We start from the raw sequence: 25146 nt of genomic DNA on the forward strand, positions 1-25146 counted from the left end.
ACTGGAAGCTGGAAAGTCCTGCCCTCCGCCGCGATACCCTTTCCCGTGCACGGGAAGAATGGTCGGGTGAGAGGGCAGGCGTTTCATACGACGATACCGAAACGACGATACTGATCAGGCCAGCAGTCGATTCACCCGCTGCACATAGGCAGCCGGATCGTCGAGCATGCCGCCCTCGGCCAGCAACGCCTGGTCGAACAGCACGCGCACACGGTCGCCGAAGGCTTCGCCATCCGGCAGATCGCGCAGCTTCTTCACCAGCGCGTGTTCCGGATTCAGCTCCAGGATCGGCTGGGCATCGGGCGCCTTCTGGCCGGCCTGTCTCAGCAGACGCTGCAGATAGCCGCTCATGTCACCATCGTCGGACACCAGGCACGATGCCGAATCGGTCAGGCGCAGCGTCACGCGTACGTCCTTGGCCTTGCCTTCGAGCACGGACTTCGCGCGGTCGACCACTTCCTTCCAGTCGGCACTGGCCTTCTCCTGCTCGGCCTTCTCAGCTTCGTCGGCCAGCGCGCCCAGGTCCAGGTCGCCACGGGCCACCGATACCAGTTGCTTGCCGTCGAACTCGTGCAGGTAAGACAGCAACCATTCGTCAACGCGGTCGGTCAGCAGCACCACTTCGATGCCCTTCTTGCGGAACACCTCGAGGTGCGGGCTCGACTTCGCCGCCACCCAGGTATCGGCCGTGACGTAGTAGATCTTGTCCTGACCTTCCTTCATGCGGCCCACGTAGTCGACCAGCGAGACCGACTGTTCGGCCGTGTCGCCATGCGTGGTCGCGAAGCGCAGCAGCTTGGCGATGCGCTCGCCGTTGCCATGGTCTTCGCCAACGCCTTCCTTGAGCACCTGACCGAACTGTTCCCAGAAGGTCTTGTACTTGGCGCGTTCGGCTTCGTCTTCGCTATCGGCCATCGCTTCCAGCATCGACAGCACGCGCTTGGCGCAGCCCTCGCGGATCGCCTTCACGTCGCGGCTCTCCTGCAGCAGTTCACGCGACACGTTCAGCGGCAGGTCCGCCGAATCGACCACGCCCTTGACCCAGCGCAGGTACGCTGGCAAGAGCTGGTCCGCGTCATCCATGATGAACACGCGCTTCACGTACAGCTTCAGGCCGGCCTTGTGATTGCGGTCCCACAGGTCGAACGGCGCGCGCGCCGGGATGTACAGCAGCTGCGTGTACTCGCTACGGCCTTCCACGCGATTGTGGGTCCAGGCCAGCGGCGCCTCGTGATCGTGCGCGATGTGCTGATAGAACGCCTGGTACTGCTCGTCCGTGATGTCCGACTTGCTGCGAGTCCAGAGCGCGCTGGCCTGGTTCACGCTTTCCCACTCGCCCGTGACCTTCTGCTGCTGCGCCTCGGCATCCCATTCCTCCTTGGGCATCCGGATCGGCAGCGAAATGTGGTCCGAGTACTTTCGGATGATGTTCTGCAGGCGGTACGACGACAAGAAGTCGTCCTCGCCCTCGCGCAGATGCAGCGTGATCGTGCTGCCGCGCTCGGCGCGGTTGATCGCATCGATGCTGAACTCGCCGTCGCCGGCGCTTTCCCAGCGCACGGCCTCGTCGGCGGCAACACCCGCGCGACGCGTTTCCACGGTGACCTTGTCGGCCACGATGAATGCCGAGTAGAAGCCCACGCCAAACTGGCCGATCAGCGCGGCGTCTTTCTGCTGGTCGCCGGAAAGCTGCTGGAAGAACTCCTTGGTGCCCGACCGCGCGATGGTGCCGAGATTGCGGATCGCCTCGTCACGGCTCATGCCGATGCCGTTGTCGGTGATCTTCAGCGTGCGGGCGGCGGGATCGGCTTCGATCCGGATCGCCAGGTCGGCATCGTTCTCGAGCAGCGCGGGATTCGCGATCGCCTCGAAGCGCAGCTTGTCGGTGGCGTCGGAAGCATTCGATACCAGCTCGCGCAGGAAGATCTCCTTGTTGCTGTACAGCGAGTGGATCATCAGGTGCAGTAGCTGCTTCACTTCCGCCTGGAAGCTCATCGTTTCGTGCGGTGCGGTCATGGTTCTCCTCTTGAAAACGAAAACGGGCGCGTATTTGCCCTGGTCCGTGGGATCCGGACCGGGATCGATGCGTGTGGAAATAGGGATCGGCAGCCGGTTTTTCAAGCCCCGGCGTTGGCGGGCAGGCCAGACAGCGCTGACAGGCCCGACAGGCCGGACAAGCGGTCCATCTGGCCGGCCAGGAACCGGAGCATGCCCGGATCGCTGCTGCTGGCCACGTTGAAGCGCGTCCACGTGGAAGGCATCTGCGACGGCGAAAACAGGCTGCCCGGCGCGAACAGATAGCCTTCCTCGTGCCCGGCCGTGGCGATCACGTTGGTGTCCACGCCGGTATCGGCCCACAGGTAGATGCCCGCATGATTGCCCGGGAAGATGCGCAAACCCAGCCGCTCGAGCTGCTCGCGCGTCTCGTCACGCGCCCGGTCCAGCCGGCCGCGCACGCGCTCCACGTGCTTGCGGTAGTGCCCTTCCGTCAGCACCTTGTAGACCACGCGTTCGTTGACTTCGGGCGAGGCCATGCCGGTCACGAGCTTGCTGTCGGTCAAGGTCACGGCCAGGTCCGGACTGGCGGCGATAAAGCCCACGCGCAGGTTGGCGGCCAGCGTCTTGGAGAAGCTGCCCAGGTAGATCACGCGCTTGAGCTGGTCCAGGCTGGCCAGCCGGGTGGCGGCGTGGCCCGGAGGGCAGAGATCGCTGTAGATATCATCCTCGACGATCGTGAAATCGTACTGTTCGGCCAGTTGCAGCAGCCGGAAAGCGCGGGCGGCGGACAGCGACGTCCCGGTCGGGTTGTGCAGCACGGAGTTGACCACCAGCAGCTTCGGCCGGTGGGCCTGGACGATCCGCTCCAGCGCCTCCACGTCTGGGCCCTCCACGGTATAGGGCACGCCAATCACGTTGGCGCCCTGCGTGGCGAAGCGGGCGAACATTACGAACCAGGCCGGGTCGCCTACCACCACCGTGTCGCCCGGCTGCAGGAACTGGCGCGCGATCAGGTCGAACGCCTGCGTGATGCCGGAAGTCATCACGATCTGGTCCGGCGTGACGCCGATCTCCAGTTCTTCGAGCCGCGTGCGCAGTTGCTGCCGCAGTGGCAGAAAACCCTGCGGCGTGCCGCTGACCAGGAAATGGCTGCCGGGCTGACGGCCCAGGCTGCGCAGCGCGCCCGACACGAGTTCCCCGTCCAGCCATTCGTTGGGCAGGAAGCCCCAGCCGGGCGCCTTGTGGCTCTCGGCCGAATGGAACATGCTGCGCAGCAGCCAGGTGACATCGACGTTGCGGATCGCGGGCGTGGCCGGTGGCGCCACGGTGGACGCGAGCGGCGTGCGCTCACGGACGTAGAAGCCCGAGCCGCGGCGCGATTCGAGGTAGCCCAGCGCCACCAGCCGCTCATAGGCCTCCACCACGGTAAAACGCGAAATGCTCTTCTCGGTCGCCAACTGACGGATCGACGGCATACGCATGCCAGCCCGGAACACCCGTTCGTCGATACGCAGCCGCGCCCACTCGGTCAACTGCTCCACCAGCGTCATCTGCGCCGACGGAATCGGGTCCGGAAGCTGCTCGAGCCCCGTCGCCGGCATCACGAGCCGCAACGGCCGTGTGCCGCCTGCGGCACTGCCAAGATCCCCCCGGCTATCCTTCTGGCTACCTTCCATGTGGCGCTCCCGCAACTGTACTGAAGACGATCTGCTCAACTGTATCGGTACTGTACCGACGAGCTTGACTAACATCAACCGACCATGACACTTGCCATCGACCATCTCGTGATTGCCGCGCCCGACCTGGACTCAGGCGCCGAGTATGTGGCCAGCGCGCTCGGCGTCGCTCCACAATGCGGCGGCACGCACCCGCGCATGGGCACGCACAACCGCGTGATGGGCCTCTACGGTGGCCTGTACCTCGAAGTCATCGCGATCGATCCGTCGGCGGCCGCACCTGATCGGCCACGCTGGTTCGGCCTGGATGGCGACCTGATGCGCCAGCGGCTGCGCGATGGCCCGTTCCTGGCGCACTGGGCGGCCCGCGTCGAGCGTCCGGCCGATCTGTCGCGCTGGCAGGCGCAGTACCCGGACCGGATCGCCCCGGTCATTCCCATGACGCGCGGCGACCTGCGCTGGCGCCTGACCGTGCCTGACGACGGCAGCCTGCCCGCCTGGACCGGCGAGGTGGCGAATGCGGGCGATGGCCTGTTTCCCACGCTGATCCAGTGGGACGTGGCAAACCATCCGGCAGTCAGCCTGCCGGGCCATGACCTGGCGTTGCGCCGACTGCACGGCCAGCATCCGCACGCGGAACTGTTGCGCCAAGGACTGGCGTGGATCGGCGCCACGGACCTGATCGAGATCGAACAAGGCGACGGCCCGCCTCTGCTGGCCGCCGACATCGAAACCCCAGCGGGCATCAAGACCCTGCGATAAACGACACACACCAAAGGAGCTCCCCCGATGCCCGCCACCACACAAAAGCGCTTCGACGACGACGCCTACCTGGACCACTGCCAGGCCACGGTGCTGGCCGTCAGCGAAGCCGGCATCGAACTCGACCAGACCGTCTGCTACGCGCGTAGCGGTGGACAAGCGGGCGACACCGGCACCCTGACCACCGCCGACGGCCGCATCGTCACACTGGCCGATACCGTCTACGCCGACGACCGCCAGCGCATCCTGCACGTCCCCGCCCCCGACGCTCCGGCGCTGCAGGCCGGCGACCGTGTCGAAGTGAAGATCGACTGGGCCCGCCGCCACCGGCTGATGCGCCTGCATACGTGCCTGCATCTGCTCGGGTCGCTGATCCCGGTGCCGGTGACGGGCTGCGGCATCTCGCCTGACTCCGCGCGCATCGACTTCGACCTGCCCGAATCCACGCTCGACAAGGCCGTGCTGACCGAACAGCTCAACGCGCTGATCAACGCGAAGACGCCGGTCACCGTCGACCGCATCACGCCCGAGGAACTGGCCGCCCAGCCCGACCTCGTGCGCACGATCGGCGCGGCGCCGCCGGCCGGCACATCGACGATCCGCATCATCGAGATCCCCGGCGTGGACCGTCAGCCCTGCGGCGGCACGCACGTGGCCCACACGGGCGAGATCGGCGCGGTGGCCGTGACCAAGATCGAGAAGAAGAGCCGCACGAACCGCCGTGTGGTCGTGAACTTCGCATAACAGCGCCCCCGAAACACAGAATATGGAAGCCTGGCTCACGGGGCTCTCGACAGCCCAGTTCCTTGCATTGGTCACGCTGCTCGCGGTGGGCGCCTTCACGCCCGGCCCGAACACGACAATCGCCGCCGTCACCGGCGCCAACTTCGGCCTGCGCGCCACGCTCCCGCATTGCGTCGGGGTGTCGTTCGGCTTCGCCAGCATCGTCGCGTTGTGCACCACCGGTGTCGGCGCGCTGATCCTGGCCAGCCCGATGCTGGCCACCGTGATTCACGTGGTGGGCGTGCTCTATCTGCTGTGGCTGGCGTATCGCATCGCGCGCAGCACGTCGCTGGCGGAAAAGACCGTGCTCAAGCCGATGAATGTCTGGCAATCGGCGGCACTGCAGTACGCCAACATCAAGGCATGGATGCTAGCGCTGGCGGTGGCCGCATCGTATATGGCGGGCGCCCCCTCGCCGGGGCAGCGCGTGGTGCTGGTCAGCGCGATATTCGCGCTGTTCGGCTTCTTCAGCAATGGCGCCTATGGCGTGCTTGGCGCATCGCTGCGGCGCTGGCTGATGGAGGGCAATCGCGTGCGCTGGTTCAACGGCACGATGGGCCTGGCACTGGCGCTGACCGCCGTCTGGATCGCCGTCGCAGGACAACCGCACTGAGCATCATGAAGGATCCGAATCACTCCCCTCCCTCCGGCGGCATGCTGCTGGGCTTCATCGGCGTGGCGATCTTCAGCCAGACGCTGCCTTTTACGCGCATGGCCGTGGCCGAGCTGGACGCGACGTTCGTCGCGCTCGGACGCGCCGTGGTCGCCGCCGCGCTGGCGCTCGCGCTGCTGGCGATGCGCGGCGCCCTGGCATCAGGCCGGCGACCGCGTGGTGGCCAATGGCTCCGGCTGGTCGTGACCGCACTGGGCGTGGTGGTCGGTTTTCCCGTGTTTTCGTCGCTGGCCATGCGCGAAGTGCCGTCCGGGCATGGCGCGATCGTGATTGGCCTGCTGCCGCTGGCCACCGCGGTGTTCGCCGCATGGTTCGGCAATGAACGGCCGTCGCTGGGTTTCTGGCTGTCCGCCGTGGCCGGCAGCGCGCTCGTGGTGGCCTTCGCCCTGTGGCAAGGCGCGGGCGGGCTGCAACATGCCGATTGGTACCTGTTCCTGGCGGTGGTGCTTGGCGCGCTCGGTTATGCCGAAGGCGGCAAGCTCTCGCGCGAACTGGGCGGGCTGGAGACGATCAGCTGGGCGCTGGTGGTCTCGCTGCCCGTGCTGGCGCCCCTGGTGGCCTGGCTGGGGCTGGAACATGCCGCATCCATCGCCGCCGCGTCGCCCCACGCGTGGCTGGGCATGACCTATGTGTCGGTGTTCTCGATGTTCATCGGCTTCCTGTTCTGGTACGCCGGACTCGCAAAAGGCGGCGTGGCGCGCGTAGGCCAGATACAATTGCTCCAGCCGTTCCTCACGCTGGCGGGCGGCGCGCTGATCCTGGCCGAGCCCCTCGATGCCGCCACCGTCGCTTTCGCAGTGGCGGTGATCGCCGTGGTGGCCCTTGGCCGACGCGCCGCAGTGCGCAACACCGCACCCGCCATGCCATTGGCATCCGCCGCCGAGGAGGCGCCCCCTATCCTTCCAGGACGACTTCACTGACAGGAGACATGCATGTCCGTCTATGACACCCTTGCCCGTCTGGGCGTGGAACTGCCCTCGGCCGGCGCCCCCGCCGCTGCCTATGTCATGGCAGCGACCACCGGCAACACCGTATTCCTGTCCGGCCATATCGCCAGGAAGGACGGCAAGCCCTGGGCTGGCAAGCTCGGCAAGGATATCGACACCGAATCCGGCAAGCAGGCCGCGCGCGCGATCGCCATCGACCTGCTGGCCACGCTGCACGCCCATATCGGCGACCTGAACCGCGTCAAGCGCATCGTCAAGGTGATGAGCCTGGTGAACTCGACGCCCGAGTTCACTGAACAACATCTGGTCACCAACGGCTGCTCGGAGTTTCTGGCCGAGGTATTCGGCGAGAAAGGCAAGCACGCACGCAGCGCGTTCGGCGTGGCGCAGATTCCGCTGGGTGCCTGCGTCGAGATCGAAATGATCGTCGAGATCTGACGTCGTCGAAAACCACGTAAACAGATAATGCCGCGCCGCCTCTTGCGGAGGCCGGCGCATTGAATTCCCCCACCACGAGACCAATCATGAAATGGGCCATCTCCCGCCGGGCGCAGCAACTGACCAGCTCGGCCATCCGTGAAATCCTGAAAGTCACCGAGCGTCCGGAAGTTATTTCGTTCGCCGGCGGCCTGCCCTCGCCGGCTTCGTTCCCGGTAGCGGCCATGGAAGCGGCAGTGGCCCGTGTATTCGCCGACAACCCGCAAGGCGCGCTGCAATACGCGGCCACAGAAGGCTACATGCCGCTGCGCGAGTTCGTGGCCAAGCGCTACAACGTCGACGTGGAACGCGTGATGATCACCACGGGTTCGCAACAGGCGCTGGACCTGATCGCCAAGGTGATGATCGATCCGGGCAGCCCGGTGCTGGTGGAAACGCCGAGCTACCTGGGCGCGCTGCAGGCATTCTCGCTGTTCGAGCCGGAATTCGTGTCGATCCCGTCCGACGAAAATGGCCTGATCCCCGAGGCGCTGACGCCCGAGCTGACCGCCGGCGCGCGCTTCCTGTACGCCCTGCCGAACTTCCAGAACCCCACCGGCCGCCGCCTGCCGCTGGAGCGCCGCCAGGAACTGGTCAAGCGCGCCAAGGAACTCGGCGTGCTGCTGGTCGAGGACGATCCGTACGGCGAACTGAGCTACTCGGGCAACCAGTTGCCGTCGCTGCTGTCGATGAACCCGGACGGCGTGATCTACATGGGCTCGTTCTCGAAGATCCTGGCGCCCGGTATGCGCCTGGGTTTCGTCATCGCCCCGCCCGACCTGCATTTCAAGCTGTGCCAGGCCAAGCAGGCCTCGGACCTGCACACGCCGACGTTCACGCAGCGCATCGCCTATGAAACGATCAAGGACGGCCTGCTCGAACAGCACATCCCGACCATTCGCGAGCTCTACGGCAAGCAATGCGCGTACATGCTGGACGCGCTGAAGCGCCACATGCCGGCCGGCGTGACCTGGAACGCGCCCGAGGGCGGCATGTTCATCTGGGTGGAGCTGCCTGAGGGTCTGGACAGCATGAAGATCCTGGAAGAAGCCGTGCGCCGCAACGTGGCCTACGTGCCGGGCGCGCCGTTCTACGCGGGCAGCCCGCGCAAGAACACGCTGCGCCTGGCGTTCGTGACCGTTTCGGCCGAGCGCATCGAGCAGGGCGTGTCGATCCTGGGCGAGGTGTTCCGCGAAGCGATCGCGCAAGCCGCGCCGCAGGCACGGGCGGCCTGAGCCGGCACGCTACAACCAACCCGAGGAGCCATCGAACATGCTTCGCATCTGGGGCAGGCTGTCGTCAATCAACGTCCAGAAGGTGGTCTGGTGCGCGCGCGAGCTGCATCTGGACCACGAGCGCATCGACATCGGCAATCAGAAGGGCGAGCTCGATACCGAGGCTTACGTGCGTCTCAACCCGAACCGCATGATTCCGGTGATCGAGGATTTCCGCGACACCGACGTGGCCGGCGAGCCGTTCGTGCTGTGGGAATCGAACGCGATCGTGCGCTACCTGTGCGCGCGCTATGGCGAGGACACGCTGTGGCCCTCGGACGTCAAGGCGCGCGCCTCGGCAGACCGCTGGATGGACTGGCAGACCACGACGTTCAGCCCGGCGATGGTCCAGGCGTTCCTGCAACTGGTTCGCACGCCGGCGGACAAGCGTGACGAGGCCGTCGTCGAGAAATCGTGCGAGCGCGCCGAGCCGCTGGCGAAGATGCTCGACGACGCGCTGGAAGGCCGCGAGTTCATCGGTGGCGATCGGTTCACGATGGCCGACGTCTCGCTGGCCTGCGCGGCGCACCGCTGGATGGGCATGCCAAAGGCCCACACGGCCCGGCCCAACCTGGAGCGCTGGCTCGCGGCCATGCGGGCGCGTCCGGCGGCCACTGGCATCCTCGAGCTGCCGCTGAAGTAAATCGTTGTATCGCGGTCACCGTCGCTCAGCCGGCCGGTGACCGCCTCCTCTCCCTCCCCCCTGCCTGTGCGGAACAAGTCACTACGCAAGCCCGCGTTTTCAGTGACCACGGCGTTGGTTTTACGCCCTTCCCTCCACATCCCCTATTTCGAACACTCGTATTAAGGAGTAGTCTCGCGCGAGAGCGTGAGGTGCTTCAGCCTGCCCCCGAGCAAACCCTGATCCCTGAATCCGGCTCATCATTCCGATGATCCGATTTAAGGCAGGCGGCCCGGGACCCATCCTTACAATCCCCCTTCTGTCCACTTTGGGGCGTTATCAAAATGAAGCGGAGCGGTTCCGGCCAAGGGTACGGCCGCAGACTGTAGAAGTCGTACGGCAAGGCCGTGCAACGACGCATGACTCATTTTGATAGCGCCCCCCAGGGGCGCTATCGTCGCTAGAACGGGCATTTGCATTCCGGCAGCCCAGGCCCGTCAGAGGCAAGCTGTCGTTTCAATCCAGAGGAGGATTCAATCGTGTGGAGTCAAGTGTATGACCCGCTCGGCAGTATGGCGTTGTCCACTATTGCCGCCGCGGTTCCGGTTGTCGTGCTGCTCGCAGCGCTGGCGTTCTTTCACATGCAGGCGCACCTGGCGGCCGGGCTGGCGCTGGTCGTCGGCGTCGTTGTGGCGTCATTCGTGTTCGGAATGCCTGCGGAAATGGCTGGCAAAGCCGCCGGGCTCGGCATCATCTCCGGCTTGTTCCCGATTGGCTGGATCGTCCTCAATATCATCTTCCTGCACCGGCTGACCACGATAAACGGGTCATTCAAGGTGTTGCAGAACTCGATCTCGGGCGTCACCGAAGATCGCCGCCTGCAGCTCCTGCTGGTGGCATTCAGCTTTGGCGCGTTCTTCGAAGGCGCGGCCGGCTTCGGCACGCCCGTGGCCGTGACCGGCGCCATCCTGATCGGCCTGGGCTTCTCGCCGCTGGCTGCATCGGGCCTGGCGCTGATCGCCAACACCGCGCCGGTGGCATTCGGCGCGCTCGGCGCGCCGATCATCGGCCTGTCCTCGGTGACCGGCATTGATCAGGTGCAACTCTCCGCGATGATCGGCCGCCAGTTGCCGTTCTTCTCGGTGCTGGTGCCGTTCTGGCTGATCTGGGCGTTCGCGGGCTTCCGCGGCATGCTGGCGATCTGGCCGGCGATCCTGGTGGCCGGCGTCAGCTTCGCGGTGCCGCAGTTCCTGGTGTCGAACTTCCACGGCCCGTGGCTGGTGGACGTGATTTCGGCGCTGGTCTCAATGGGCTGCCTGACCGCCTTCCTGAAGATCTGGCATCCGAAGGAAATCTGGACCTCGACGCGCATCCTGGGCCGTCACGACGATTCCAAGGTCGACAATGCCGAAGCCCTCGAAGCCGACGCCAAGGCCAACGCCGCATCGGCCAACATCTCGGTGATCAAGGCGTGGATGCCTTGGGTGATCCTGACCGTCTTCGTGTTCGTCTGGGGCATCCCCGAGTTCAAGAAGCTGATGGACGGCGTATGGCAATGGAAGTACGCGATCCCGGGTCTGGACAAGGCCGTGCTCAAGGGCCCGCCCGTGGTGGCAAAGCAAATCGCCGAACCAGCCGTGTTCGCATTCAACGTGCTGTCGATGGCGGGTACCGGCATTCTGGTGTCGGCCCTGGTCGGCGGCCTGCTGATGGGTTATTCGATCCCGCGCCTGATCAAGGAGTACTTCGAGACGATCAAGCTCGTGCGCTACTCGCTGTTGACGATCTGCGCGATGTTCGGCATCGGCTACCTGACCCGCTACTCGGGTCTGGACGCCACGCTGGGCCTGGCTTTCGCGCAGACCGGCGTGCTTTACCCGCTGTTCGGCACGATGCTGGGCTGGCTGGGCGTGGCGCTGACGGGCTCGGACACCGCATCGAACGTGCTGTTCGGCGGCCTGCAGAAGACCACGGCGGAACAGCTTGGCCTGTCTCCGACCCTGATGGCCGCGGCCAACAGCTCGGGCGGCGTGATGGGCAAGATGATCGATGCACAGTCGATCGTGGTGGCTTCCACCGCCACCAAGTGGTATGGCCACGAAGGCGAGATTCTGCGCTACGTGTTCTTCCACTCGATCGCGCTGGCGCTGATGGTCGGTATCTTCGTGACGCTGCAGGCGTACGTGCATCCGTTCACGCTGATGGTGATCCACTGATCCACCAGCCATCATCCGCTGCAGTCTTCAAGCCCCGCCCTCGAGCGGGGCTTTTTCATGGGCGTATCATGATCGGCTCACCCGGCAGACATGACGAGGATCGCCCCCCATGCTGATGCGCCGTCTGGAAAGACTGATCGACCCGTTCCGCGGGCTGCCCGACAGCCAGCCGCCGGAAAGCGTGTGGCGCTTCTATGCCCATTTCCTGCGCGAAGTCCGCGGCGTCTTCGCGGCGTTGCTGATCGTCGGCCTGATCGGAGCGCTGGTCGAAGTGGCACTCTTCAGCTTTCTCGGCCGGCTGGTCGATCTGGCGCGCGAGACGCCCGACGGGTCGTTCTTCGCACGCCACCAGAACGAATTGTTGTGGATGGCGTTCGTCGCGCTGATCCTTCGCCCGCTGATGATCGGGGCCCACGACGTGCTGGTCCACCAGGTGATCAACCCGAGCCTGGCCAACATGATCCGTTGGCAGAACCACCGCTACGTGCTCAAGCAGAGCCTGTCGTTCTTCCAGAACGACTTCGCCGGCCGCATCGCGCAGCGGATCATGCAGACCGGCTACTCGCTGCGCGACTCGGCCGTGCAGGCGGTAGACGCGCTCTGGCACGTGATCGTCTACGCGGTCAGTTCGCTGGCGCTGTTCGCCGAGGCCGACTGGCGGCTGACGATTCCGTTGCTCATCTGGATCGTCGGGTACATCGCAGCGCTGGCGTGGTTCACGCCGCGCGTCAAGCAACGCTCCGTGGTGGCCACCGACGCGCGCTCGCGCCTGATGGGCCGCATCGTCGACGGCTATACCAACATCACCACGCTCAAGCTGTTCGCCCACTCGCAGCATGAGGAGACCTACGCGCGCGATGCGATGGCCGACCAGACCGACAAGGTCCGGCAGGCCGGCCGGATGGTCAGCGCGATGGACGTCACGGTGACCACGCTGAACGGCCTGCTGATCGCTGGCACCACGGGCATCGCGCTGTGGCTGTGGAACCAGGGGCTGGTCACCACGGGCGCCATTGCGTTGTCCACGGGGCTGGTCATCCGGATCAACAACATGTCCGGCTGGATCATGTGGGTGGTCAACGGCATCTTCGAGAACGTGGGCCAGGTGCAGGACGGCATGAAGACCATCGCCGTGCCACGTCGCGTGCTCGACCGTCCCGATGCGCAGCCGCTCGACATCCGCCAGGGCGAGGTCAGGTTCGACCATGTCGGCTTCCACTACGGCAAGGGCAGCGGCGTCATCGACAACGTGAACCTCGTGGTGCGGCCCGGCGAGAAGATCGGACTGGTCGGTCCGTCTGGCGCGGGCAAGTCGACGCTCGTCAACCTGCTGCTACGGCTCTACGACGTGGAGACCGGCCACATCCTGATCGACGGCCAGGACATTGCCGGCGTGACGCAGGAAAGCCTGCGCGCGCAGATCGGCATGGTCACGCAGGACACATCACTGCTGCACCGCTCGATTCGCGACAACCTGCGCTACGGCAAGCCCGACAGCACAGAGGCCGAGTTGCACGAGGCTTTGCGTCAGGCCCGCGCCGACGACTTCATGGACCTGCTGGTCGACTCGCACGGCAATCACGGGCTGGATGCGCTGGTCGGGGAGCGCGGCGTGAAGCTCTCGGGCGGGCAGCGGCAGCGCATCGCCATCGCGCGGGTGTTGCTGAAGAACGCACCGATCCTGATCCTCGATGAAGCCACGTCCGCGCTGGACTCGGAAGTGGAATCCGCGATTCAGGAAAGCCTGGAAGCGCTGATGCGTGGCAAGACCGTGATCGCCATCGCGCACCGGCTATCGACGATTGCCCGCATGGATCGTCTGGTAGTGCTCGACGGCGGCCGCATCGTCGAAAGCGGCACGCACGCCGAATTGCTGGCGGATGGTGGCCTGTATGCGCGGCTTTGGGCGCACCAGACCGGGGGCTTCGTCGGCGTCGATTGATCTGCCGTCAGACCAGCCCCAGCAGCCCTGCCCCGGCGCCAAGCGCCACCAGGGCCAGCGGGTGCACCTTCGTCTTCAGCATCAGCCCCACCGTCACCAGCGTCACGAGCGCGGCCGTCCAGCTATGGTCCACGCTGCCGGCCAGCACCCAACCCGTGGACATGAGCAGGCCGATGGTCAATGCAGACAGGCCGCGTCGGATCAGGCCGGGCCATACTGCGTGCGGCGAACGGCCCGCGAAGTATTCGAAACCGAGCGCGATGACGCTCGACGGCCCGCAGATGCCGGCCATCGACGCGAACGCACCGGCCGGCCCGGCCACCTGCCAGCCGAACAGCGCCACAAACAGAATGTTGGGCCCGGGAGACGCCTGCGAGATGGCATAGAGCGCGGCAAATTGCTCATCGCTCATCCAGCCATTCGCTTCGACCAGGAAGCGATGCATGTCGGGAATCACGGAACCGCCGCCACCGACGGCCAGCAGTGAGAGCATGCCGAAGTGGCCAAGCAGGCTGCGCAGGATCTCGGGCGAAGTCATGCGCCCCCCTTGCGCATCGCGCGGTATTCGAGCACCAGCGCAACGGGCACCAGCACGGCCATCACCGGCAACAGCGGCCAGCGCAGCAGGCCAATCGCAACGAACGCGGCAACCCCAACGGCAATCGCGCGCACGGTGCGCGGCTGACTCTGCGCCAGCTTCACGCCCGTCGACAGCACCAGCCCCGCCGCCACCGCGGTCATGCCCGCCAGCATCTGCCGCACGGCGGTCACATCCTGGAAGCGCAGGTACAGGCCCATCGCGCAGAGCACCACGACCAGCGGCATCAGCACCAGTCCGGCGAATGCGGCCAACGCGCCGCGCAGTCCGGCGAAGCGCAGGCCGAGCATCAACGCCAGGTTGATCACGTTCGGCCCCGGCAGCACCTGCCCGAGGCTCAGTATCTCGACGAAATCGCGGTCATTGAGCCAGCGGTTGCGTTCGACGACGGACCGTCGCACGAATGGCAGCACGCCGCCAAACCCTGACAGCCCCATGCGAGCAAATTCGATGAACAACGTACGGGGCGTGGGAGCCGGCGCAAGCTCGGACTCAACGGGAATCGGCGTGGAGGACATGGTCTTGATGATCTTCTTATGCCCGCGCACTGGAGGAATTGGGGGCAACCGACATGGTACGGCAATCCCGCACGGCGGCACGCGCCCGGGGTCATCACGGATTGGAAAGAGGGGGTCTCGATTGGCGATGCCGGAGGATAGGAGTGATGCGGGCAGTATCGCGGATCATGCGACTTGTCCTGTCGCGCGGGGCCGGAGCGGTGAGAGCCCCGACAGCAACTCACATGCCGAGAGTTCGCTCCCCTCTCCCGCCCAGCAGGAGAGGGACCGGATCAGAGGATCAGCGCCAGAATCACCGACGCCGCTCCCCTTTACTCCCCAACCTTTACCGGCTCGATCTTCACTTCCTTGAGGCGCGGCTCGATCGCCTTGCCCTTGCGGGCGCGCTTGCCAACGTAAGGGATCAGCGTCTTGCCGGCCAGCTTCTGCGGCGGCACCTTGCCGCCACGAACGCCGATGCCCGAGATCATCAGGCCCGGCGCGCCCACGGCCACCGCCTGCATCAGCGTTTCCTTCGGTTCCAGCTCCATCAGGATCACACCGCGGCCACCGGCCGACAGCACCTTGACCTCGTCCAGCGCCGCCAGCAGCAGTCGGCCATTGGCCGAGAAGCAGGCCACATGCGTGCACTCGTCGCCAATCGGCGTCGGGGCCAGCAGCGTGTCACCCTCGTCCAGCGTGACAAAGGCCTTGCCCGCCTTCTGGCGGCCGATCATGTCGCCAACCTTGGTAACGAAGCCATTGCCACCCGCCGTGGCGATCAGCATCCGTTGCTCGGCGGCACCGGCGAACGTGTGCGCGATCTGCGTGCCGGCGGCCAGGTCGATCAGCGTCGTCACAGGCACGCCATCGCCCCGCCCGCCCGGCAGGCCCGATACGGCCACCGAGTACACGCGGCCGTTGCTGCCGAACGCCAGCAACGTGTCAACGGTGCGGCATTCGAAGGTGCCGTAGAGGTTGTCGCCCGCCTTGAATGTGAACTGCGACGCATCGTGGCCGTGGCCCTGGCGCGTGCGCACCCAGCCCTTGCCCGACACGATGACCGTCACCGGCTCGTCGATCACCTTTACCTCGGCGGCGGCACGGCTGGCCTCCTGGATCAGCGTGCGACGCGGATCCTTGTCTTCCGGGCTGTACTGCTTCGCGTCCTGCTCGATTTCCTTGATGATGCGACGGCGCATCATCGTCTCGGACTTCAGCAGCACGTCCAGTTCGGCCTGCTCGTCGCGCAGCTTCGCCAGTTCCTGTTCGATCTTGATCGCTTCCAGGCGCGCCAGCTGGCGCAGGCGGATTTCCAGGATGTCCTCAGCCTGGCGGTCGCTCAGGCGGAACGCCTCGATCAGCGCGGGCTTCGGCTCATCGCTTTCGCGGATGATGCGGATCACCTCGTCGATGTTCAGCAGCACCAGCATCCGGCCTTCCAGGATGTGGATGCGATCCTCCACCTTGGTCAGCTGGAAGCGCGTGCGGCGCGTCACCGTGGCAAAGCGGAACTCGATCCACTCGCGCAGGATTTCCTGCAGCCCCTTCTGGCGCGGACGGCCATCGGTGCCGATCATCACCAGGTTGATCGGCGCGCCCGATTCCAGGCTCGTATGCGCGAGCAGCGTCTGGATGAAGTCCTGCTGCTCGGTGTTCTTGCTCTTGGGCTCGAACACCAGGCGTACCGGCGCATCCTTGCCCGACTCGTCGCGCACCGCGTCGAGCACGGACAGCATCGTCGTCTTGAGCTGGGTCTGCTCGGGCGTCAGCGCCTTCTTGCCGGTGCGGATCTTCGGGTTGGTGATTTCCTCGATTTCCTCGAGCACCTTCTGCGCCGACGTGCCCGGCGGCAGTTCGGTCACCACCATCTGCCACTGACCCCGCGCCATTTCCTCGATGGTCCAGCGCGCACGCACCTTCAGGCTGCCACGGCCGCTTTCGTAGATCTGGGCGATCTCGGACGCCGGCGAAATGATCTGGCCGCCGCCCGGGTAGTCCGGCCCCGGCATCAGCGCCAGCAGGTCCGCCAGCGAGATATTCGGGTTGCGGATCATCGCCACCGTGGCACCTGCCACTTCGCGCAGATTGTGCGGCGGAATTTCGGTGGCCATACCCACCGCGATGCCCGATGCGCCGTTCAGCAGCACGAACGGCAGTCGCGCGGGCAACAGCTTCGGCTCTTCTTCCGAACCGTCGTAGTTCGGCAGGAAGTCCACCGTGCCCATGTCGATTTCATCGAGCAGCAGGCGCGAGATCGGCGTCAGGCGGGCTTCCGTGTAGCGCATGGCCGCGGCGCCATCGCCATCGCGCGAGCCGAAGTTGCCCTGGCCGTCGATCAGCGGATAGCGCAGCGAGAAGTCCTGCGCCAGGCGTACCAGGGCGTCATAGGCGGACTGGTCGCCATGCGGGTGGAATTTGCCGAGCACCTCGCCGACCACACGGGCGGACTTCACGGGCTTGGCATCGGCACGCAGCCCCATCGCCTGCATGGCGAAGAGAATGCGGCGCTGCACGGGCTTCTGGCCGTCGGCCACTTCGGGCAGCGCGCGGCCCTTGACCACGCTCACGGCGTAGTCGAGATAGGCGCGCTCGGCGTAGCGAGCAAGCGTCAGCGAATCGGCAGGCTCGTCGGCCTGAAACGTAATGTCTGGTTGATCCATGTTTGGCAAGATTTCGGCCCGGCAGGCACCTGCGCGCCCGGCAGCCGGCTGTTGCAGTCAGCGTGGGATTCTAAAGGAAGTGGATGGCGATACCGCCGCAAACTCTGGCCGCGTGGCAAATCCATCTCAGGAAGCGGCATCAGGCGTCCGCATGTCAGGGCATGGGCCGGCGACCGCCGATCACCATCCTGACCCGCTCGGCCGCCATGCCGGTCCGCACCACGCGCGCACCGGACGCCTCGCCCGGCTGGTACAGGCGATAGAACTCCAGCACCGTGGCGACATACTGCTGTGTCTCGGGAAATGGCGGGATCTGGTTGTTGTAGCGTTGCACGGCGCCCTCACCGGCGTTGTACGCGGCCAGCACCAGCTCCAGGTTATTCGGGAACAGCTCCATCAGCCAGCGCAGGTACCGCACACCGGTGGTGATGTTCAGACGCGGATCGGCCAGTTTCTGCTCCACGGTCCCGCGCTTGTCTGCGGCGATGCCAAAGCGCGCGCCCGTGTCCGGAATCACCTGCATCAGTCCGATCGCGCCCTTCGGCGACACCGCCGTCGGATTGAAGCCGCTCTCCACGGCCATCACGGCCTTGACCAGTGCCGGGTCCACGTTCTGCGCCGCAGCCGCCTTCTGGATGATCGGATCGACCATCGCCAGGTTCGGATGGTTGAGCACGTAGCGGTACAGCTTCTCGCGTTCGGGGTCCAGCTTGCCGCCGGGCAGGCCGCCTTGATGCAGATTGGGCAGATTGCGCATGTTGCCCGAATCGAAGCTGCCGCCATCCTTCATGAACAGCTTGTAGCGCGCATCGAGCCTCGCATCGGCAAAGTGCGCCACGCCATCGGCGTCGATAAAGCCCCAGAGTTCCGCATGGGCAGGCGCGGCAAGGCAGAGCGACGCCAGCGCGGCGAGCGTTCCTGCCACCCGCGCCACCATCCGCCCAGATTGGCGGAATCGACCGAATCGTCCGATGTTGTTGCTACCCTGCCTCATATGCGCGCTGCCGTCAGATGTCGGCCTCCACTTCGTTGCCCTTCTCTTCCAGCCAGCTTCGTCGTTGCGAGGCTTCGCCCTTGCCCATCAACATGTTCATCATGGTGACGGTCTGCGGCATGTCGAACTCGCCCAGCGACACCGGCAGCAGCCGGCGCGTATCGGGATTCATCGTTGTCTCCCAGAGCTGCCCGGCGCTCATCTCGCCAAGGCCCTTGAAGCGCGAAATCTGCCACGCGCCTTCCTTGACGCCATCCTTGAGCAACTTGTCCTGGATGGCTTCGAGCTCGCCTTCGTCGAGCGCATAGAGCTTCTGCGCCGGCTTCTTGCCACGCGCCGGCGCATCCACGCGGAACAGTGGCGGGCGTGCCACGCAGACGTTGCCGTTCGCCATCAGCTTCGGGAAGTGGCGGAAGAACAGCGTCAGCAGCAACACCTGGATGTGCGCCCCGTCAACGTCCGCATCGGACAGGATGCAGATCTTGCCGTACCGCAGGTTCGACAGGTCGGGCTCGTCGTCCGGGCCATGCGGGTCAACGCCGATCGCCACCGCAATGTCATGCACTTCGTTATTGGCGAACAGGCGGTCGCGCTCGGTCTCCCAGGTATTGAGCACCTTGCCGCGCAGCGGCAGGATGGCCTGGAATTCCTTGTCGCGGCCCATTTTGGCCGAACCACCGGCGGAGTCGCCCTCCACCAGGAAAATCTCGTTGCGCTCGACATCGGTCGATTCGCAATCGGTCAACTTGCCGGGCAGCACGGCCACGCCGGAGCCCTTCTTCTTCTCGACCTTCTGCGCGGCACGCGTGCGGGCCTGAGCCTGGCGAATCACCAGTTCCGCCAGCTTCTTGCCGAAATCGACGTGATGGTTCAGCCAGAGTTCGAGCGCCGGGCGGCTGAACGTGGAAACCAGACGCACGGCGTCACGGCTGTTCAGGCGCTCCTTGATCTGGCCCTGGAACTGTGGATCGAGCACCTTGGCCGACAGCACGAACGATGCACGCGCGAACACGTCTTCGCTCATCAGCTTCACGCCTTTCGGCTGCAGCGAGTGCATCTCGATAAAGCTCTTCACCGCCAGGAACAGGCCTTCGCGCAGGCCAGATTCGTGCGTACCGCCGGCTGGCGTGGGAATCAGGTTGACGTAGGATTCGCGCACCGGCGCGCCTTCCTCGGTCCACGCCACCACCCACGACGCGCCTTCGCCTTCGGCAAAGCCTTCCTCGCCGGCATTCTTGTCCGGGTCGGCAAAGTGCTCGCCCTCGAACATCGGGATCACGAGTTCGGCGCCGCTGCCCTGGGCCAGGGCCTCGACCAGATAGCCCTTCAGGCCCTGCTCGTACTGCCACACCGTCTGCTCGCCAGTCTTCTCGAGCACCAGCGTGACCTTCACGCCCGGCAGCAGCACGGCCTTGCTGCGCAGCAGGCGCTGCAGTTCGGCCATCGGGATTGCGGCCGAATCGAAGTACTTCGCATCCGGCCACACCTGCACGCGCGTGCCGCTTTTCTTCTCGCCGCGCTCGATCTTGCGCGTCGCCAGCGGGCGGGTCACTTCGCCACCGTGCTCGAACGTCAGCGTGGACATCGCCCCGTCGCGCCAGACCGTGACGTCCAGGCGCGTGGCCAGCGCGTTGGTAACGGACACGCCCACGCCATGCAGGCCGCCCGAGAATGCGTAGGCGCCGCCCTTGCCCTTGTCGAACTTGCCGCCCGCGTGCAGACGGGTGAAGACGATTTCCACCACCGGCACCTGTTCCTCCGGGTGGATGCCCACCGGGATGCCACGGCCATCGTCTTCCACGCTGATGCTGCCGTCGCGATGCAGCGTGACCAGGATCTCGGTGCCGTAGCCGCCGAGCGCTTCGTCGGACGCGTTGTCGATCACCTCCTGCACGACATGCAGGGGGTTATCGGTGCGGGTGTACATGCCGGGCCGTTGCTTGACCGGCTCCAGACCCTTCAGGACCCGGATGGAAGATTCGCTGTACTGACTGGTTTTGCTCGCCATGGAGTCGTTTTGCGGAAAGTGGGACGCCCGGCCGTCGGCGGCCGGAATGCGCTGCATTGTAATGGATGGGCGCGGCACGAATCCCGCGCCGGCAAGATTGGATAGCGCGGAGTAAACTCGCCGGACCGCGCATACGGCACCTCCGCAGTCGCTACAGCAGCCGTCGACATAACAATAGAAACAATACCTACCGAGCCCGACATGACTGACCGCAAACTCTCCCTGACCACCGTCCTAGTGTGCGGTGGGCTGCTCGTGACGCTCTCGATGGGCATCCGGCATGGCTTTGGCCTGTTCAACCTGCCGATCACACAAACCCATGGCTGGAGCCGGGAGACCTTCGCCTTTGCCCTGGCGCTGCAGAACCTGATGTGGGGCGCCAGCCAGCCGATCACCGGCGCGCTGGCCGACAAGTTCGGCGCCCTGCGCATCATGATCATCGGCGTGGCGCTCTATGTGGCCGGTCTGGTCGTCATGGGACTGGCCACCAGCGGCACCGCCTTTGCCACGGGCGCCGGGGTGCTGATCGGTATCGCACAGTCCGGCACCACGTACAGCGTGGTCTATGGCGTGATCGGCCGCGTGGCCAGCGCGGAGAAGCGCGTCTGGGCCATGGGCATCGCGGCAGCGGCCGGGTCTTTCGGCCAGTTCCTGATGATTCCGGTGGAACAGACGCTGATTTCCACCATGGGCTGGCAAAACGCGCTGTTCATCCTGGCATTCCTCGCGTGCTTCATGCTGCCTCTGGCACTGACACTGCGGGAACCGAAGATGGCCGCGACGACCACCGGCCATCACCAGACCATCGGCGAAGCGACGCGCGAGGCATTCGGTAACCGCAATTTCCAGTTGCTGACGCTCGGCTACTTCGTCTGCGGCTTCCAGGTGGTGTTCATCGGCGTGCATCTGGCCCCTTACCTCAAGGACCGGGGCTTCACCGATCCCAAGGTCGCCACAGTGGCGCTGGCGCTGATCGGTCTGTTCAATGTGTTCGGCACCTATACGGCCGGGTCGATGGGCCAGCGGATGCCCAAGCGCTACCTGCTGTCGTTCATCTATATCGCGCGCTCGGTGGTGATCGCCGGCTACCTGCTGATGCCGCTGACGGCGGCCAGCACCTGGGTGTTCGCGGCGCTGATGGGCTTCTTGTGGCTGTCGACGGTACCGCTGACCAACGGGATCATCGCCCAGGTATTCGGCGTGAAGTACCTGTCAATGCTGTCGGGCGTGGTGTTCTTCTCGCACCAGATCGGCAGCTTCCTGGGCGCATGGCTGGGTGGCTACCTGTTCGACAAGACCGGCAGTTACAGCACCGTATGGATGATCGCGATCGCGCTGGGCTTGATGGCCGCGGTAGTCAACCTGCCGATCCGCGAGCAGGCGCTGGTCCGTCCACAACCCGTGGGGGCCTGAGATGAGACTGGCCAAGGGCCTTGGATTCCTTGCCCTGGCGGCGCTGCTGACGCTGGGGTTTCTGGCTTACCTGCGCCCAGCGTTCATGGTCGACCTGACCAATATGGTGCTGGCGTGGTGCGGATGAGTGGATTGACTACCGACCAGCCCCTCTCTCCCACGCCGTGGGAGAGAGGGAGAAAACCAAGAGCAACGCTTAGGCGCCCTCGCCCTTCGTCTTCTTCTCCAGCACTTCCCAGCGTTCGAGCGCTTCGAGCAGCTCCATCTCGATCTCGTCGTGACGCGTGGCCAGATCGGCCGCCCGCTTCGGATCGGTGGCGTACATCGAGCCGTCCTCGAGTTGCGCGCCGATGGTCTTCTGCTCGGTCTCCAGCGACTGGATACGTTCCGGCAGACCGTCTAGCTCGCGCTGCTCCTTGTACGACAGCTTGACTGTGCGATTCGCGCCCCGCGCCTCGCGCGCGGCCGACTTTGGCGCCTCCGTGGCCTGCCTGGATTCAGCGCGGGCAGCCTGCAACGCCTGCGCACGAGCCGACTGTTCCAGCCAGTCCGAGTAACCGCCCACCGATTCGCGCCACATACCGTCGCCTTCGGCGGCGATCGTGGAGGTCACCACGTTGTCCAGGAACGCACGATCGTGCGAAACCAGGAACACCGTGCCGCTGTAGTCCTGCAGCAGTTCTTCCAGCAGTTCGAGGGTGTCGATGTCCAGGTCGTTGGTCGGTTCGTCCAGCACCAGCACATTCGCGGGCCGCGCGAACAGCCGTGCCAGCAGCAGCCGGTTGCGCTCGCCGCCCGACAGCGATTTGACCGGCGACCGCGCGCGTTCGGGCGCGAATAGGAAGTCGCCCAGGTAGCTCATCACGTGCTTGCGCTGGCCGTTGACCTCGACCCAGTCGCTGCCCGGGCTGATGGTGTCCGCGAGCGACTTCTCCAGGTCCAGCGACGTACGCATCTGGTCGAAGTACGCCACCTGCAGATTGCTGCCGTTGCGCACCGTGCCGCTGTCGGGCGGCAGTTCACCCAGAATCAGCCGCAGCAGCGTGGTCTTGCCGACACCGTTCGGCCCGATCAGGCCGACCTTGTCGCCGCGCATGATCGTCGCGGTGAAGTCGCGCACGACCGCCTTGTCGCCATAAGCCTTCGACACGTTGGTCAACTCGGACACGATCTTGCCCGAACGCTCGCCCTGCGAGACTTCGAGCTTGACGTTGCCCTGCACCTCGCGACGCGAGGCGCGCTCCGCCCGCATCGTCACCAGCCGCTGCACGCGCGCCACGCTGCGGGTACGGCGTGCTTCGACGCCCTTGCGGATCCACACTTCTTCCTGCGCCAGCAGCTTGTCGAACTTGGCTTGCTCCACGGCCTCGTTGGCCAGCAGTTCGGCCTTGCGTGTCTGGTAGGCGGCAAAGTTGCCCGGGAACGAAACCAGCCGGCCCCGATCGAGTTCGACGATGCGGGTTGCCACGCGATCCAGGAACGCGCGGTCGTGGGTAATCAGCAGCACGCTGCCGCGGAACCCGAGCAGCAGTTCTTCGAGCCAGCGGATGGCCTCCACGTCGAGGTGGTTGGTCGGCTCGTCGAGCAGCAGGATGTCCGGCTCGGCCACCAGACCCTGAGCCAGCGCCACGCGCTTCTGCAGACCGCCAGAAAGCGCGTCCACGCGCACGTGAGGGTCGAGCGCGAGCTTTGCCAGCGTGGTTTCCACGCGGGTACGCAACTGCCAGGCGTCGGCGGCATCGAGTTCGGCCTGCACACGATGCAGTTCGGCCAGGGTGGCCTCGTCGTTGTGGGTTTCCAGCTTGGTGAGCGCGGCGTCATAGCGCAGCAGCAGATCGTGCGCCGCGCCCATGCCCTGGCTCACCGCATCGAATACGGTCAAGCCCGGCGCGAACTGCGGCTCTTGCGCCACATAGGCGCACGTCACGCCGCTCTGGCGGGAGATCAGGCCATCGTCGGGCGCTGACATGCCGGCCACGATCCGCAGCAGGGACGACTTGCCCGTGCCGTTGCGGCCGATCAGGCCAACACGTTCGCCGGCTTCAAGGGAAAAATCGGTGTGGTCGAGCAACGCCACGTGGCCGAAAGCCAGCTGGGCATCGGTAATGGAGAACAGGGCCATGGTGGGTCCGACTGAGTAGGCCCAAGATTGTAGACGAGTCGCAGGCGTCGGCACCCCAAATGGCACCCCCGAAAAAAAGAAGGGCCCGTTCCTTCACGGGCCCAAGAGTCTCTCCTCGGTGCCCTGCTCGCAAGGCACGGCTGAAGAATAGCCATTCGCCTGAGTCACAAGAAGTCGGATAACTCCGTAAGGGAAAGCCCCCGTCAACGCGGGTTGGGTCGAAGCGTTGCGTTACGGGGACGCCGCCATTGCGTAGCGCACGTCTGCCGGCGTTTGCAGTTGTGTCACCGCCGCCCCCCGTGGAACAATCAGCGCCATCGGAAACATCCGATCGCACAACAAGAAGCAGCACCACGAAGCACGACAGAGCCGGACCGATCCGGCCAATTGGTGATCGGCGGATGGCCAGGGCGGCCTAGCGCCGCCACGGTTATTTCTGACTATTTTTCGACGGGTATCATCATGACCAATTCGGGCCTGCCACGCCGCGCCTCGTTCGGGGGCGTCGCGTCTGTCTTCCTTTCCCTCGCCGCATTGCTGACGCCGGCCGCCATCCCGGCCGCGCAGGCGGCATCCAGTCCGGTTATCCAGCGCATCCAGCAGACCGGCACGATCCGTATCGCGCACCGCGAAAGCTCCGTGCCGTTCTCGTTCATGGCCGACGGCAAGCCAGTCGGGTACGCCGTCGATCTGTGCCTGAAAGCGGCTGACGCCGTGCGCGCCCAACTGAAAATGCCGCAGTTGCGCGTGGAGTGGGTGCCCGTGACGCCGGCCACGCGCATCCCGGCCATCGTCGATGGCAAGGCCGATCTGGAATGCGGGTCGACCACCAACAATCGCGAGCGTCGCGAACAGGTCGCCTTCACGATCCCGCACTACATCGCCGGCAGCCGCATGCTCGTCAAGTCGGATTCCGGCATCCGCCGCTGGAGCGACCTGCGCGGCAAGACCGTCGTCTCCACCACCGGCACCACGCCGCTGGCCATGATCCGCAAGATGGACGAGTCCGGCGCGATGGGCTGGAAGGTCCTGGAGGCCAAGGACCATGCCGAGGCGTTCGCGATGGTGGAATCGGGCCGCGCCGATGCGTTCGTGATGGACGACGTGCTGCTGTTCGGTCTGCGCGCAAACGCGAAGAACCCTGCGTCGCTGGCGGTGACCGGCGACCTGCTGACGATCGAACCCTACGCGATCATGCTGTCGAAGCAGGACGCCGAGTTCAAGAAGATCGTCGACAAGGCCCTGGTCAACGCGATCTATGACCAGGAAACCCAGAAGCTCTACCGCAAGTGGTTCCAGCAGCCGATCCCGCCCCATGGGATCACGCTGGATATTCCGATGAGCTACCTGCTGCGGGACTCGTTCAAGTTCCCGAGCGACAAGGTGGCGGATTGAGGCGCTGACGCCGACCGCCGGTCTTTCTCCCCTTTCACCCCTTTCTCCCCCGCTCCCCACTTGCGGGAGAGGGGGAGAAAACAGAA

Annotated in this window: 20 protein-coding genes; 12 read left to right on the top strand and 8 right to left on the bottom strand. The window is 65.4% G+C overall.

The features are described 5' to 3' along the window. Positions 1–114: 114 nt before the first annotated feature. Both htpG and K6G35_RS11415 read right to left on the bottom strand, forming a co-directional pair. Entirely contained in the window at positions 115–2016 is a 1902-nt protein-coding gene (gene htpG / locus K6G35_RS11410) for a molecular chaperone HtpG (protein ID WP_495675743.1), read from the bottom strand. A 101-nt stretch (positions 2017–2117) separates the two neighbouring features. After that, the gene (locus K6G35_RS11415) at positions 2118–3674 is read right to left on the bottom strand and encodes an aminotransferase-like domain-containing protein (protein ID WP_286881735.1); all 1557 of its coding nucleotides are present in this window, start codon (positions 3672–3674) and stop codon (positions 2118–2120) included. An 84-nt stretch (positions 3675–3758) separates the two neighbouring features. Between K6G35_RS11415 and K6G35_RS11420 the strand changes: the two genes are divergently transcribed. The 9 genes from K6G35_RS11420 to K6G35_RS11460 all read left to right on the top strand — a co-directional run bounded on the left by K6G35_RS11420 (position 3759) and on the right by K6G35_RS11460 (position 13370). Beyond that, on the top strand, positions 3759–4436 hold the full coding sequence (locus K6G35_RS11420; protein ID WP_495675744.1) for a VOC family protein: 678 nt from the start codon (positions 3759–3761) through the stop codon (positions 4434–4436). 27 nt (positions 4437–4463) lie between these two features. Beyond that, entirely contained in the window at positions 4464–5180 is a 717-nt protein-coding gene (locus K6G35_RS11425) for an alanyl-tRNA editing protein (protein WP_495675745.1), read from the top strand. A gap of 22 nt (positions 5181–5202) precedes the next feature. Next, positions 5203–5832, top strand: coding sequence for a LysE family translocator (locus K6G35_RS11430; protein WP_008648093.1), 630 nt, complete (start codon positions 5203–5205; stop codon positions 5830–5832). Positions 5833–5837: 5 nt separating this feature from the next. Next, positions 5838–6812, top strand: coding sequence for a DMT family transporter (locus tag K6G35_RS11435; RefSeq protein ID WP_495675746.1), 975 nt, complete (start codon positions 5838–5840; stop codon positions 6810–6812). Between the two features lie 12 nt (positions 6813–6824). Further along, the gene (locus tag K6G35_RS11440) at positions 6825–7277 is read left to right on the top strand and encodes a RidA family protein (RefSeq protein ID WP_008649984.1); all 453 of its coding nucleotides are present in this window, start codon (positions 6825–6827) and stop codon (positions 7275–7277) included. Between the two features lie 86 nt (positions 7278–7363). Next, positions 7364–8551 carry an aminotransferase-like domain-containing protein gene (locus tag K6G35_RS11445; RefSeq protein ID WP_186424915.1) on the top strand — a complete coding sequence of 396 codons (1188 nt, stop codon included), beginning with the start codon at positions 7364–7366 and terminating at the stop codon, positions 8549–8551. A gap of 37 nt (positions 8552–8588) precedes the next feature. Then, complete coding sequence (locus K6G35_RS11450) at positions 8589–9233, top strand: glutathione S-transferase family protein (protein ID WP_008649973.1); 645 nt, start codon at positions 8589–8591, stop codon at positions 9231–9233. A gap of 518 nt (positions 9234–9751) precedes the next feature. Continuing rightward, positions 9752–11428 carry an L-lactate permease gene (locus K6G35_RS11455; RefSeq protein WP_008649966.1) on the top strand — a complete coding sequence of 559 codons (1677 nt, stop codon included), beginning with the start codon at positions 9752–9754 and terminating at the stop codon, positions 11426–11428. Between the two features lie 109 nt (positions 11429–11537). Then, positions 11538–13370 carry an ABC transporter ATP-binding protein gene (locus tag K6G35_RS11460; RefSeq protein WP_495675747.1) on the top strand — a complete coding sequence of 611 codons (1833 nt, stop codon included), beginning with the start codon at positions 11538–11540 and terminating at the stop codon, positions 13368–13370. A 7-nt stretch (positions 13371–13377) separates the two neighbouring features. Here the strand turns inward: K6G35_RS11460 and K6G35_RS11465 are convergent, their stop codons facing one another. The 5 genes from K6G35_RS11465 to K6G35_RS11485 form a co-directional block, all read right to left on the bottom strand. Further along, on the bottom strand, positions 13378–13908 hold the full coding sequence (locus tag K6G35_RS11465) for a chromate transporter (protein ID WP_008649963.1): 531 nt from the start codon (positions 13906–13908) through the stop codon (positions 13378–13380). Next, positions 13905–14486 (bottom strand): chromate transporter, encoded by a 582-nt coding sequence (locus K6G35_RS11470; RefSeq protein WP_011517094.1) that lies wholly within the window; start codon positions 14484–14486, stop codon positions 13905–13907. The genes K6G35_RS11465 and K6G35_RS11470 overlap by 4 nt, the downstream gene beginning before the upstream one ends. 311 nt (positions 14487–14797) lie before the next feature. Beyond that, complete coding sequence (gene parC, locus K6G35_RS11475; RefSeq protein ID WP_008649960.1) at positions 14798–17128, bottom strand: DNA topoisomerase IV subunit A; 2331 nt, start codon at positions 17126–17128, stop codon at positions 14798–14800. Positions 17129–17282: 154 nt separating this feature from the next. Further along, positions 17283–18122, bottom strand: a complete 840-nt coding sequence (locus tag K6G35_RS11480; RefSeq protein WP_495675748.1) for a lytic transglycosylase domain-containing protein — start codon at positions 18120–18122, stop codon at positions 17283–17285. Positions 18123–18135: 13 nt separating this feature from the next. After that, positions 18136–20130, bottom strand: a complete 1995-nt coding sequence (locus tag K6G35_RS11485; RefSeq protein WP_495675749.1) for a DNA topoisomerase IV subunit B — start codon at positions 20128–20130, stop codon at positions 18136–18138. 201 nt (positions 20131–20331) lie between these two features. Here K6G35_RS11485 and K6G35_RS11490 point away from each other — a divergent pair, with 201 nt between their 5' ends. Continuing rightward, positions 20332–21543, top strand: coding sequence for an MFS transporter (locus K6G35_RS11490; RefSeq protein WP_008649955.1), 1212 nt, complete (start codon positions 20332–20334; stop codon positions 21541–21543). 1 nt (position 21544) lies between these two features. Beyond that, positions 21545–21670: a hypothetical protein gene (locus K6G35_RS11495; RefSeq protein ID WP_008649954.1), complete on the top strand. Its 126-nt coding sequence runs from the start codon at positions 21545–21547 to the stop codon at positions 21668–21670. Between the two features lie 69 nt (positions 21671–21739). On the opposite strand, the gene K6G35_RS11500 is transcribed toward K6G35_RS11495, so the two are convergent. Next, complete coding sequence (locus K6G35_RS11500; protein ID WP_495675750.1) at positions 21740–23665, bottom strand: ATP-binding cassette domain-containing protein; 1926 nt, start codon at positions 23663–23665, stop codon at positions 21740–21742. Positions 23666–24127: 462 nt separating this feature from the next. On the opposite strand from K6G35_RS11500, the gene K6G35_RS11505 reads away from it, so the two are divergent. After that, positions 24128–25060: an amino acid ABC transporter substrate-binding protein gene (locus K6G35_RS11505; RefSeq protein WP_035884833.1), complete on the top strand. Its 933-nt coding sequence runs from the start codon at positions 24128–24130 to the stop codon at positions 25058–25060. The last annotated feature ends 86 nt before the right edge of the window (positions 25061–25146 follow it).

The sequence above is a fragment of the Cupriavidus sp. HY129 genome, assembly GCF_059492215.1.

What these genes read in the sequence shown, in the direction of transcription:
- K6G35_RS11465 (WP_008649963.1), bottom strand. Translation starts at nt 13,908, where the DNA reads ATGACTTCGCCCGAGATCCTGCGCAGCCTGCTTGGCCACTTCGGCATG.
- parC (WP_008649960.1), bottom strand. Translation starts at nt 17,128, where the DNA reads ATGGATCAACCAGACATTACGTTTCAGGCCGACGAGCCTGCCGATTCG.
- K6G35_RS11435 (WP_495675746.1), top strand. Translation starts at nt 5,838, where the DNA reads ATGAAGGATCCGAATCACTCCCCTCCCTCCGGCGGCATGCTGCTGGGC.
- K6G35_RS11450 (WP_008649973.1), top strand. Translation starts at nt 8,589, where the DNA reads ATGCTTCGCATCTGGGGCAGGCTGTCGTCAATCAACGTCCAGAAGGTG.
- K6G35_RS11480 (WP_495675748.1), bottom strand. Translation starts at nt 18,122, where the DNA reads ATGAGGCAGGGTAGCAACAACATCGGACGATTCGGTCGATTCCGCCAA.
- K6G35_RS11490 (WP_008649955.1), top strand. Translation starts at nt 20,332, where the DNA reads ATGACTGACCGCAAACTCTCCCTGACCACCGTCCTAGTGTGCGGTGGG.
- K6G35_RS11430 (WP_008648093.1), top strand. Translation starts at nt 5,203, where the DNA reads ATGGAAGCCTGGCTCACGGGGCTCTCGACAGCCCAGTTCCTTGCATTG.
- K6G35_RS11505 (WP_035884833.1), top strand. Translation starts at nt 24,128, where the DNA reads ATGACCAATTCGGGCCTGCCACGCCGCGCCTCGTTCGGGGGCGTCGCG.
- K6G35_RS11470 (WP_011517094.1), bottom strand. Translation starts at nt 14,486, where the DNA reads ATGTCCTCCACGCCGATTCCCGTTGAGTCCGAGCTTGCGCCGGCTCCC.
- htpG (WP_495675743.1), bottom strand. Translation starts at nt 2,016, where the DNA reads ATGACCGCACCGCACGAAACGATGAGCTTCCAGGCGGAAGTGAAGCAG.
- K6G35_RS11495 (WP_008649954.1), top strand. Translation starts at nt 21,545, where the DNA reads ATGAGACTGGCCAAGGGCCTTGGATTCCTTGCCCTGGCGGCGCTGCTG.
- K6G35_RS11425 (WP_495675745.1), top strand. Translation starts at nt 4,464, where the DNA reads ATGCCCGCCACCACACAAAAGCGCTTCGACGACGACGCCTACCTGGAC.
- K6G35_RS11415 (WP_286881735.1), bottom strand. Translation starts at nt 3,674, where the DNA reads ATGGAAGGTAGCCAGAAGGATAGCCGGGGGGATCTTGGCAGTGCCGCA.
- K6G35_RS11420 (WP_495675744.1), top strand. Translation starts at nt 3,759, where the DNA reads ATGACACTTGCCATCGACCATCTCGTGATTGCCGCGCCCGACCTGGAC.
- K6G35_RS11440 (WP_008649984.1), top strand. Translation starts at nt 6,825, where the DNA reads ATGTCCGTCTATGACACCCTTGCCCGTCTGGGCGTGGAACTGCCCTCG.
- K6G35_RS11485 (WP_495675749.1), bottom strand. Translation starts at nt 20,130, where the DNA reads ATGGCGAGCAAAACCAGTCAGTACAGCGAATCTTCCATCCGGGTCCTG.
- K6G35_RS11500 (WP_495675750.1), bottom strand. Translation starts at nt 23,665, where the DNA reads ATGGCCCTGTTCTCCATTACCGATGCCCAGCTGGCTTTCGGCCACGTG.
- K6G35_RS11445 (WP_186424915.1), top strand. Translation starts at nt 7,364, where the DNA reads ATGAAATGGGCCATCTCCCGCCGGGCGCAGCAACTGACCAGCTCGGCC.
- K6G35_RS11460 (WP_495675747.1), top strand. Translation starts at nt 11,538, where the DNA reads ATGCTGATGCGCCGTCTGGAAAGACTGATCGACCCGTTCCGCGGGCTG.